This window comes from Alistipes sp. CAG:268, assembly GCA_000434235.1.
Taxonomy (GTDB): Bacteria; Bacteroidota; Bacteroidia; order Bacteroidales; family Rikenellaceae; genus Alistipes; species Alistipes avistercoris.
In genome coordinates, this window is sequence record FR892020.1 from 54,596 (window position 1) to 66,244 (window position 11,649).

Sequence of the window (11,649 nt, forward strand, 5' to 3'; positions counted from 1 at the left end):
CGTCCAGGTAGTTGTGGTCCTTGCCCATGTTGAAGAAGCGGTATTTCTTCAGACGCCAGGGCTGATGTACCTGAAAATAGAGACAAACGGTTTTCATAAAAGGGTGGTGTATGTTTATTTGTTCTTACTCTCTTCGATCACGGCTTCGTAGACCGACTTGATCTTGGCCGCAGCGTCGTTCCACTTGAGGTTCGTAACCTCTTCGAGTCCCTTCGATGCGAACATGCCGGCCAGTGCCGGGTATTTGACCAGTGCGTAGATGGCGTCGGCCAGGGCGTCCACGTCCCAGTAGTCCACCTTGACGGCGTAGTCGAGCACCTCGGCCACACCGCTCTGTTTGGAGATGATCACCGGAACGTTCGACCGCATGGCCTCGAGGGGCGAGATGCCGAACGGCTCCGATACCGAGGGCATGACGTAGACGTCCGACAACTGGAACATCTTGTGTACGTCCTCGCCGCGGAGGAATCCCGTGAAATGGAAGCGGTCGGCGATGCCGAGACGTGCCACGCGGCGGATCACGTGGTTCATCATGTCGCCCGAACCGGCCATGACGAACCGCACGTCGGGAACGCGCTTGAGCACCTTGGCGGCCGCCTCGACGAAGTAGTCGGGGCCTTTCTGGTAGGTGATTCGGCCGAGGAAGGTGACGATCTTGTCCTTGACGCCGCGTTCGGGAACTTCGCTGCTCCCCTCGGCGAACCGTACGGCATTGTGCACCGTAACCACGCGGTCGGCGGGTACGCCGTAGCGGTTGATGACGATGTTGCGCGTGAGGTTCGATACGGCGATCACCCGGTCGGCGGCATGCATGCCGGCGCGCTCGATGGCGTAGACCTGCGTGTTGATGTTCTCGCCGCTGCGGTCGAACTCCGTGGCGTGCATGTGTACGACGAGCGGCTTGCCCGATACGCGCTTGGCTGCGATGCCGGCGTAGTAGGTCAGCCAGTCGTGGGCGTGGATGACGTCGAACTGCCCCTCCAGGTCGCGGGCCACCTGTGCGGCGACCACGGCGTAGCGGGCGACCTCCTCCATGAGGTTGGCGCCGTACTTGCCCGAGAAGGTGTAGCGCTGCTTCCACGCATCGGTCGTCGTCCAGGTCGTCTGTCCCGTCTTGACATACTGCTCGTGGTAGGTTTCGTATTCTTCGGGGGAGATGTAGGGCACCATGTTGGAGTCGATCTGGATGAACGACATGCGCTGCAGCACGTCGTCGGCGCCGCTGCCGGTGGCACCGTACAGTGCCTCGACGTCGCTGGCATTCATCACGCGGGTGAATCGTTGGTCCTCGTCTCCGTAAGCATGCGGGACGACAAAGGTCACATCGACTCCGTTGCGCGCCAGTCCGCGGGTCATTCCGTAGCAGGCCGTTCCCAGACCGCCCGCGATGTGGGGCGGGAACTCCCAACCGAACATTAAAACTCTCATACCTTTATTTTTTGTGTAATTTTCTTTTGCCTGTGCGCGCCGCCTCTCTGCTGTCTGCGGTCGTGTGCGGAGCTCCGCGTACGACCTCACCCGCCCGATTCCCCAGGGAATCGGTGTGCCGTTCCGACACATTCCACTGTCACATGGTACGCCCGGGTTGTAGTTGTTTATTAATTATTTTGTTGTCTTTTTCGTTGTCTTGCGGGTTTTTGTTGCCGGAGCCTCCGCGGTCTCCTCCTTTTTGGCAGTCTTTGCGGCGCGTTTGGCCGGTGCGGCCTTTGCCGTAGTCTTCTCCGTGGCCTTTTTCGTCGTTGCGGCTTTGGCCGAAGCCTTTTTGGCCGGGGCTTTTTTGGCCGGGGTCTCCTCCGCGTCCGTGCGGTAGGTGCGGATCAGGTGGTAGATGTCCAGCACGGCACCCACGCTCCACGCCTGCGAGATCGCTCCGCGCGATGCGTAGGGGGGATCTGCGTCATAGAGTTCGCAGATTGAGCCGATGCAGTAGGTCTGGATGTCCTCCTCGAAAGAGGCGAGGAGCTCCTCGGCCTGCGGCACGAAAGCCGCGCCGTCGATGTCGAAGCAGGCCTTCACGTAGAACGACAGGAGCCAGGGCCATACCGAGCCGTTCTTGGCCGCGAAGTCACGCTCGTCGGGCGAGCCCTCCTGCGAACCTCTGTAGAGCGGGTTGCGCGGCGAAAGGGTGCGCAGGCCCTTCGGGGTGAGCAGGTGCTGACGCACGGTGCGGATCACGCCCAGACGGGTCTGTTCGTCGATGGGCTTGTAAGGCAGGCTGCAGGCCAGGATCATGTTCGGACGGATGAAGCGGTTGGCTCCCTGCTCGTCCACGTAGTCCGCCAGGTAACCTTCCGGGAGCACAAACGTCTCGTTGAAGGCCGCCGAGATCCGCGGGGGCAGCATCTCCCACTCCTGGACGAATGCCCGGTCGCCCTGTTCGCGGGCCAGTTCGAGCGCATAACATACAGCATTGTACCACAGTGCATTGACTTCTACCTGATAACCGTTGCGCGGCGTGACGGCACGGCCATTGATCGTGGAGTTCATCCACGTGAGGGGCACTTCGTCCGAAGCGGCCCAGAGCAGTCCGTTGTCGTGCAGGGCGACGCGGCCGGCAATACCCCGGCGGTAGGATTCGAGCAGCTGCTTCATCACGTTGCCGTACCGTTTCCAGATCTCGGCTCCGCCGATCTGCTCGCCGAGCCGCTGCAGGGTCCAGAAGAACCAGAGCGGGGCATCGACCGCCTCGGCGGCCGACGACGAGCCGGAGAACATGCCCTCCTTCATGGCGCGGACCTCCGTGTCGAGCACGTCGATGCAGTCCTCCTTGTGGTTTTGCTGCAGGGTGATTCCCGGCAGCGAGACGAAGGTCTGGCGTCCTGCCACTCCGTGCCATGGATAGCCCGAGATCACCTCCGTGCGGTTGCCCGGACGGCGGATGACGAACTGGCGCGCCGAGTGCTCGAGGCAGCTCAGGAAGTCGATCTTGTGGGTGCGGCGGGCGATCGAGGCGTTGAACACCTCCTCGATGGTCTTCGTCGAGCCCATCTCGTCGAGCGAGGCCGAGAAGATGATGCTTTCGCCCTTCTTGAGTTCGGTCTCGAAGTAGCCGGTCGTCAGCAGGTCCTCATGTCCCTCGTAGCCGCGGGCCATGTCCTGCTTGTATTCGAAGTTGTAGTACCAGTCGGGAGCCGGGACGAACTCCGTGCCGGGCTTGCTGGTCTGGAGGTATAGCCAGGGGAACGAGCCGTAGAGACGGCATTTCACGCCGTTTATGGCCGGGTAGGAGTGACCGTCCGCCTCCATGTTGGCATGCGTCAGGGCATGCTTGTCGCGGAAGGCGAGGAACGGGCGCAGCCGCAACCGCGTCTCGGAGTGAGCATCGACGAGCGTGTAGCGGATCATCAGCTGCGTGCGCTTGTGGATCCAGAGCATCTCCTTGCGGAGGATGACACCGCCTACGCGGTAGGTGATCGTGGGGGTCGGCGTATACTCGAAGTCGGTGATGTACTTGTGACCGCGGGGCTCGTACATGCCGGGGAAACGGTGCAGGGCCAGGTTGAACGACTGGTCATGCTGGATGACCGTTTCGTCGAGCGACGAGAGGAGGACGTAGGTCCGGCCGCTGTCGTCGATGGGGGCTACCATCAGCCCGTGGTACCGCCGCGTGTTGCAGCAGACGATGGTCGTGCTCATGTAGCCGCCCATTCGGTCCGTCGAGAGCATCTCGCGCTGGAGCGAGTACTCCAGATTGCCCAATTCGCTTTTGTCGAAGGTAAGTGCTGACATATTGCTAAAAAATACTATTTCGCTATATAAAGATATTAGTTTTTTTAGAAACCTGCAACGGATTTGCCGGAATTAAACATTTTTCTTCCTTTATATCGCATTGCCTGTCAGGCCCATTTCACCAGGGCGAAGTCCATACGGTGCGGGAGGTTCGGGTTGCTCGGGTAGATACGCAGGGCGACGTCGTAGGTGCCGGTCTCCTCGGGCTGATAGTCCACCGAGTAGGTCACCAGACTGCCCTCGGTCTTCGTACGTGCCAGAGGTACCGTGCGCACGACATTGACGGTCTGTCCGCCGACGATCTGCTGTGCGACGACCATCTCGACGCCGATGTCCTCGGGATGGAGGTTCGCCACGTCCACCGTTACGGCAAAGTGGTACTTCTCACCCACGCAGACGGCGCCCTTGTCGATCTGCACGCGCTCGACGTCTACCACGCGTACCTGGTCCCATGCGGCCGATACCTTGCGTTTCCAGGCTGCGATCTCGCGGGCCATGCGGTATGCGTCGGCGCAGAGGTCGCGCTTGCGGGCGGCGAGCTTGTTGTAGAACCGCTCCTCGTAGTCGATCAGCATGCGGTTGGTCGTGAAGTTCGAGGCGATGTCGGCCACGCACTTCTTGACCGAAGCCACCCATGCGTGCGGAATGCCGTGTGCGTCGCGGTCGTAGTATTTCGGGGCGATCTGCTCCTCGATGGTGTTGTAGATCATCTCGGCGTCGAGTTCGTCCTGATAGTGCTGGTCGGCGAACGTGCGCTCCATCGGGAGCATCCATCCGGCGCCCTCCTTGTAGCCCTCGACCCACCATCCGTCGAGTACCGAGAACTGCATGACGCCGTTCATCACGCACTTTTCGCCCGATGTGCCCGAGGCTTCCAGCGGCCGGGTCGGGGTGTTAAGCCACACGTCCACGCCCTGGACCATGCGGCGGGCGAGTTCCATGTCGTAGTTCTGCAGGAAGATGATCTTGCCGACGAACTGCGGCATGGCGGCCACCTCGACGATCCGCTTGATGAGGTCCTGTCCCGGCTTGTCGTTCGGGTGGGCCTTGCCGGCGAAGATGAACTGTACGGGGCGCTCCTTGTTGTTCACGATCTCCGACAGACGGTCGAGGTTCGTGAAGAGCAGGTAGGCGCGCTTGTAGGTGGCGAAGCGGCGGGCAAAACCGATCGTCAGCACGTCGGGCTTGATGCCGTCGATGATCTGCAGCATCTGGCGCGGCGACTCGAGACGCACCTGGTTGGGGTCGCTGTAGCGTTTGCGGATGTGGCGGATGAGCTTGTTCTTGAGCTTCATGCGCTCCTCCCACAGTTCGGCGTCGGGGATGTTGTAGACCTTCTGCCATGCGGGAATATTGTATACGTGGCCTTCGAATCCGTCGGCGAAGTAGCGGGCGTAGAGGCGGCGGAGCGAGGTGGCGATCCACGTCGGGAAGTGTACGCCGTTGGTGACATAGCCGATGTGGAGCTCGTTCTTGAAGTATCCGGGCCACATGTTGCCCAGGATATCCTTCGATACCTCCCCGTGGAGCCACGATACGCCATTGACCTCCTGCGAGAGGTTGCAGGCCAGCACCGACATCGAGAACTTCTCGTTCGGGTCGTTGGGGTTCGTCTTGCCGAGGTTGATGTACTGCTCCCAGGTGATGCCCAGCACGTCGGGATAGTGCGACATGTACTGGCGGATCATCGACTCGGGGAAGGCGTCGTGGCCGGCCGGTACGGGGGTATGCGTCGTGAAGAGCGACGAGGAGCGGATAACCTCCAGGGCCTCGGAGAAGGTGAGCTTGCGGTGGTTCACCAGCTCGCGGATGCGCTCGATGCCGATGAATGCGGCATGTCCCTCGTTGCAGTGGTAAACTTGGTTGCGGATGCCCATCTTGCGCAGGGCGCGGATACCGCCGATGCCGAGCAGGATCTCCTGCTTGAGACGGTTCTCCCAGTCGCCTCCGTAGAGGTAGTGGGTGATCTGGCGGTCCTCCTCGAGGTTGGCCTCGTAGTCGGCGTCGAGCAGGTAGAGGTCCGTGCGGCCGACCTGGCACTTCCAGACGCGAGCCGAGAGCGTGCGGCCCGGGAAGGCGATGGTGACGGTCACCCAGCCTCCGGCATCGTCGCGCACGGGCGTGATCGGGAGCTTGAAGAAGTTCTGGGCCTCGTAGGTTGCCTCCTGCGCACCCTGGGCCGAGAGACGCTGCGTGAAGTATCCGTAGCGGTAGAGCAGACCTACGGCCGTCATCGGGACGTTCTTGTCCGAAGCCTCCTTGAGGTAGTCGCCGGCGAGGATGCCCAGACCGCCCGAATAGATCTTCAGCGACGAGTGGAGCCCGTACTCCATCGAGAAGTAGGAGATCGACGTGGTCTTCGGGTCGGGTTTCTCACTCATGTAGTCGCGGAACTGCGTGTATACGGCGTCAAGCTGTGCGAGGAAGTTGCCGTCGTGTTCGAGCTCCTTGAGCCGCTCGACGCTCAGCCGGTCGAGGAACGCGATCGGGTTGCGCTCCGATGCGGCCCACAGCGCGGGGTCGATGCCTTCGAACAGGTCGCGGGCCCCGGGGTTCCAGCACCACCAGAGGTTGCGCGAGAGCTCCTCGAGGGCGTGCAGCCGCTTCGGAAGCGTCTTGTCCACCATCATGCGGCTCCAGTTGGGTTTCTCGACGAAGAGCTGCTGACGCACGAAGTTGATCTGTTCGGTCTTGGCGCCGCCGTCGTCGAGTACGGCGCGGTTGGTGCGGACGATCGAACTTTCGACCGCCTCGGAGTAGGCCTGCTCGTAAGCCGAGAAGAGGTGCTCCCAGAGGGCCGTCATCGAGAGGTCGGATGCCGATACGCGCACCTCGTTGATGTGGCGGCTGTCCAGTGCGGAGAATCGCAGCAGGGCGTCGGAGATCTTCTCCTGTACCTCCTGGTCGTTGAAATCGTCGCGGCGGACAACTTCCACGCCGGCGTGTTCGCGGTGCTTGTCCACCCAGAGACCGAATCCGGCGAGGGTCGTGGTGATCGTCGGGACGGAGAAGGCCACCGATTCCAGCGGGGTGTATCCCCACGGCTCGTAGTAGGAGGCGAAGACCGTGACGTCCATGCCGACGAGCAGTTCGTAGTAGTCCTTGTTGAAGATGCCGTCGGTCTTGTTGAGGTAGGTCGGCACGAAGATCACCTTCACCTTCGAGTCCGGGCGTGCCAGGATGCTGCCTTTGATCGAATTGACGATCGGATCCCAGTCGGGGTTCTCGAGGTAGTGGGTCGTGAAGCGGTACTGGTTCGGGTCGATCGGCTGCGCGGGGTCGGCAAGGTGGGCCTGCAGGTCGGCGCGGGGGCCGCGGTTGGCGGCCGGCACGGTGATGTAGGCGAGCACCTCGCGCTCGAGTTTGTCCGATGCGGCGAGCAGCTTGAGCGACTCGAGGAAGACGTCGATGCCCTTGTTGCGGAATTCGTAGCGGCCGCTGGTGCCGATGATCAGCGGGTCGCTTCCGAACTTGCTGCCCAGACAAGCCTCGGCCACGTCGATCATGGCTCGTCGCGCCTCGTCGCGCTTGGTGTAATACTCCTCGCCGGTCCATACGAAGTCGTTTTCGAAGCCGTTGGGCGTAATGCCGTCCGGATCGCGGCCGAGCAGGTACTTGCACTCGTTGGCCGTGATGTCGCTGACGGTGAGGAAGGCGTCGTGGTTGGCCGCGGCGATCTTCTCGAGCGAGTGCTTGGCCGTCACATTGAACTGGCGGGCCAGCTCGTCGGCGTTGAATTTCGTCAGGTCGTTGTAGAGGGGCAGGCGGTTGCCGGCGATGCAGCGGCCCATGACAGTGGCGTGGCTCGTGAAGACGGTGGCCACGTAGGGGGCGTATTTGCGCAGATAGAGGCCCGTTGCGGCGGCCATCCATTCGTGACAGTGGGCGACGACCTTCTCGGTGTTTGTGCAGAACGACTTCACGTAGGAGGAGATGACCACTCCGGCGGCGTAGCCGAACAGGACGGGCTCGATGTAGTCCCACTGGCCCGAGAGCGAATCGACGTGGTAGTCTTCCCAGAGTTTGGTGAGGATTTCGTCCTTGCGGGGAATCAGCGACGAGAAGTCTACCAGGATGGCGACGGGCGATCCCTTGATCTTCCAGCGGCCCACGCGGATACGGATGCCTTCGTTGTAGACGGTCTGCCGCCAGCCCTTGAGCAGCGCGGGATCCTCCTCGAACTCGGGGTTTACGCCTTCGTGCGAGAGGTCGGGACCGACGGTCATGTAGCGGTCGCCGAATTTGCGGGTCACGGTCTGTGCCTTGGTCGAGATGACGGTGTGGATGCCGCCGACTTTGTTGCATACCTCCCAACTTACCTCGAAAAGGAAGTCGGGAGCAAGTTTGGCATTGCTCATGTTTTCTGTTTTATGCGATATTATTTTGTCGTTCAAAAATGGAAATCGGTTCGAATCCGGGCGCAAAGGTAACACATATATTTATATAAAACAATGCCCGGAGGTGATTCGTAAAAATATTTAATAATAACTTAATGTCTCGGTTTCACTTGTTTGTATCGTCCGGTTATGTTTCGAAAAGGCTCTCGATGACCGCGTCCGAAAGCAGCATGCGGCGGGGCGGCAGGGCCAGGTACGCACCGCGGAGTTCCGCGACGCCCGCTTCGATCCACCGCGCGGCCTCGTGGCGGATCCGTTCGGCGGATTCCGTACCGAAACGTGCGGCCGCTTCGTCCAGGTCGATCCCTTCGGCTGTCCGCAGCCGGGTCATGACGAACTCGTTGAAGCGGTCGCGCGGGGAGAGAATCTCGCATTCCGCCCCTTCGCCGGCGATGTAACGCCCGACCGATGCCGGGTTCCAGTGCCGCTCCCGCCCGTCGAACGAGTGGGCTGCGGGGCCGATTCCGAGGTATTTCACACCGTGCCAGTAGGCGGTGTTGTGACGGGCGCGGAATCCCGGGAGGGCGAAGTTCGACACCTCGTAGTGTTCGAAACCCGCTGCCGTCAGGGTGTCGTGCACTGTGAGGAACTCCTCCTCGCTGACCTGCTCCTCGACCGGCGCGAACGCTCCCCGGGCTGCGCGGCGTCCGAACGCCGTGTCGGGTTCGATCGTCAAATGGTATGCCGAAATGTGCTGGACGCCGAGTCCGATGGCCTCTTCGAGCGACCGGCGGAGCGAGTCGCCCCCGAAGCCCGGGACGCCGAAGATCAGATCGACGGTGATGTTCCCGAACCCCTCCTTTTGGGCATTGTGCACGGCCTCGGCGGCCTGTCGGGCCGTGTGGCGGCGGTTCATCAGTTTCAGACAGTCGTCGTCGAAGGACTGGATGCCGATCGAGAGACGGTCGATGCCGGCCCGCCGGACAGCCGCGAGGTAGCGGGGGGTCAGGTCATCGGGGTTGGCCTCGAGGGTGGTCTCCTCGGCGCGGCTGCAGTCGAAGAGCTCCTCGGTGTGCCGCAGCAGGGCGCCGATCTCCTCCGGCGGGCAGAGCGACGGGGTGCCGCCGCCGAAATAGCGTGTTTCGACCGCTTCGCTGCCGAGGTAGCCGCGGCGGGCGTCGAGTTCGCGGTGCATGGCCTCGATGAGGGCGTCCATCTGCCTCAGGTCGGCACTTTTGTAGAAATCGCAGTAGGCGCAGATGCGCTTGCAGAAGGGTATGTGGAGATAGATTCCGGCCATTATGTATCAAAAATACGAAAAAAAAGCGGATCGGGGAGCCGTTCCTCTCCGATTTTTTGTGCCGGCAGCTCCTCCTGTTTCCGCCTGCGCTCCTCCCGCTTCCGTTCCGCCGGCCTTTCGTGTTCCCTTGTCGCTCCCTTCCGGGCCGTTCCCGCTTTGAGGCTCGGCGGCGGGGTCCTCTCTGCCGGAGGCGTGCGGCATTTCTGCGTATGCATGCTCCCGGAGACCCCTTGCATGCGGCCTTTGTTCCGGGGTTGCGGATCGCCGGATTTCCCGTGTGTCCGGCCGGCTGGAGCGGAGGAGTAAATTTTTTGCGTTTTTCACTGTTAATTTTTTCACAATTATGAAAGTTTTTCTACCTTTGTGCCGTCGAACTCCGTGCATACTAAACGATGGGGACGACACGTTAGGTTAGGTGTGGCACAGGCCACGGAAAAAAGGGAAATAGAGGTTTTTAATCAAAATAACAGTTTTATTATGGACAAAATGGATTTGAAGAAGTACGGGATCACGGGTGTGACCGAGATCGTGTACAATCCCTCCTACGACGAGCTGTTCCGTGAGGAGACCAAGAAGGGCCTGCGCGGCTACGAGAAGGGTCAGCTGACCGACATGGGCGCCGTGAACGTCATGACGGGCGTCTACACCGGCCGTTCGCCCAAGGACAAGTTCTTCGTAATGGACGAGACCACGAAGGATACGATCTGGTGGACGTCGGACGAGTACAAGAACGACAACAAGCCCGTAACGAAGGCTGCCTGGAAGGAGCTCAAGAAGATCGCTTCGAAGGAGCTCTCGGGCAAGAAGCTCTACGTGGTTGATACGTTCTGCGGTGCCAACGAGAACACGCGTCTGAAGATCCGTTTCATCATGGAGGTGGCCTGGCAGGCTCACTTCGTGAAGAACATGTTCATCCGTCCGACGGACGCCGAACTGGAGAACTACGGCGAGCCCGATTTCGTGGTGCTCAACGCTTCGAAAGCCAAGGTTACGAACTACAAGAAGCTGGGCCTGAACTCGGAGACGGCCGTAGTCTTCAACCTTACGGAGAAGATGCAGGTGATCATCAACACCTGGTATGGCGGTGAAATGAAGAAGGGTATGTTCTCCTACATGAACTACCTGCTGCCGCTCAAGGGCATCGCCTCGATGCACTGCTCGGCCAACACCAACGAGAAGGGCGAGACGGCCATCTTCTTCGGTCTGTCGGGTACGGGCAAGACGACCCTCTCGACCGATCCGAAGCGTCAGCTCATCGGCGACGACGAGCACGGCTGGGACGACGACGGCGTATTCAACTTCGAGGGCGGCTGCTACGCCAAGGTGATCAACCTCTCGAAGGAGAACGAGCCCGACATCTGGAACGCCATCCGCCGCAACGCCCTGCTCGAGAACGTGACGGTGGACAAGAAGGGCGCCATCGACTTCGCAGACAAGTCCGTAACGGAGAACACCCGCGTATCGTACCCGATCTTCCACATCGAGAACATCGTAAAGCCCGTATCGAAGGCTCCGGCCGCCAAGAAGGTGATCTTCCTCTCGGCCGACGCATTCGGCGTGCTGCCCCCGGTATCGATCCTGACCCCGGAGCAGACGAAGTACTACTTCCTCTCGGGCTTCACCGCCAAGCTGGCAGGTACCGAGCGCGGCATCACCGAGCCGACGCCGACCTTCTCGGCCTGCTTCGGTGCCGCCTTCCTGTCGCTGCACCCCACCAAGTACGGTGAGGAGCTCGTAAAGCGCATGCAGCAGTCGGGCGCTACGGCTTACCTGGTGAACACGGGCTGGAACGGTACGGGCAAGCGTATCTCGATCAAGGATACGCGCGGCATCATCGACGCCATCCTCGACGGTTCGATCGACAAGGCTCCGACCAAGATGCTCCCGATCTTCGACTTCAAGATCCCGACCGAGCTGCCGGGAGTAGATCCGAAGATCCTCGATCCGCGCGACACCTACGCCAACGCAGCCGACTGGGATGCCAAGGCTCAGGACCTCGCAGGTCGCTTCATCAAGAACTTCACGAAGTTCACCGGCAACGAGGAGGGCAAGAGCCTGGTTGCTGCCGGTCCGAAGCTCTGATCTTCGAACATATGATCCTTTTCGGGAGGTCGCCGTCGGCGGCCTCCCGTTTTTTTGCCCGGCCGGGATCACGCACTTCCCGGAAATTTCGGTAATTTTGTTCGGGCCGCTCTGTCGGCGGCCGCTTCAAAACTGTCTGGAACATGAAACTGCATCTGCTTCTTTTGCTTTCGCTGCTCCTGCCGTCGGGTCTGGCGGCCC

General features: G+C 61.0%; 5 protein-coding genes. 1 reads left to right on the forward strand and 4 read right to left on the reverse strand.

Annotated features, from left to right (window positions below):
- Positions 1–114: 114 nt before the first annotated feature.
- The 4 genes from QZL63_RS10060 to hemW all read right to left on the reverse strand — a co-directional run bounded on the left by QZL63_RS10060 (position 115) and on the right by hemW (position 9,366).
- Entirely contained in the window at positions 115–1,428 is a 1,314-nt protein-coding gene (locus QZL63_RS10060) for a glycosyltransferase family 4 protein (protein ID WP_022309172.1), read from the reverse strand.
- A gap of 174 nt (positions 1,429–1,602) precedes the next feature.
- Entirely contained in the window at positions 1,603–3,729 is a 2,127-nt protein-coding gene (locus QZL63_RS10065) for a glycogen debranching enzyme N-terminal domain-containing protein (RefSeq protein ID WP_022309173.1), read from the reverse strand.
- 107 nt (positions 3,730–3,836) lie between these two features.
- Positions 3,837–8,087 (reverse strand): alpha-glucan family phosphorylase, encoded by a 4,251-nt coding sequence (glgP, locus tag QZL63_RS10070; RefSeq protein WP_022309174.1) that lies wholly within the window; start codon positions 8,085–8,087, stop codon positions 3,837–3,839.
- A 166-nt stretch (positions 8,088–8,253) separates the two neighbouring features.
- Positions 8,254–9,366 (reverse strand): radical SAM family heme chaperone HemW, encoded by a 1,113-nt coding sequence (gene hemW / locus QZL63_RS10075; RefSeq protein WP_022309175.1) that lies wholly within the window; start codon positions 9,364–9,366, stop codon positions 8,254–8,256.
- Between the two features lie 477 nt (positions 9,367–9,843).
- On the opposite strand from hemW, the gene pckA reads away from it, so the two are divergent.
- Positions 9,844–11,448, forward strand: coding sequence for a phosphoenolpyruvate carboxykinase (ATP) (gene pckA / locus QZL63_RS10080; RefSeq protein ID WP_022309176.1), 1,605 nt, complete (start codon positions 9,844–9,846; stop codon positions 11,446–11,448).
- Positions 11,449–11,649 lie beyond the last annotated feature (201 nt).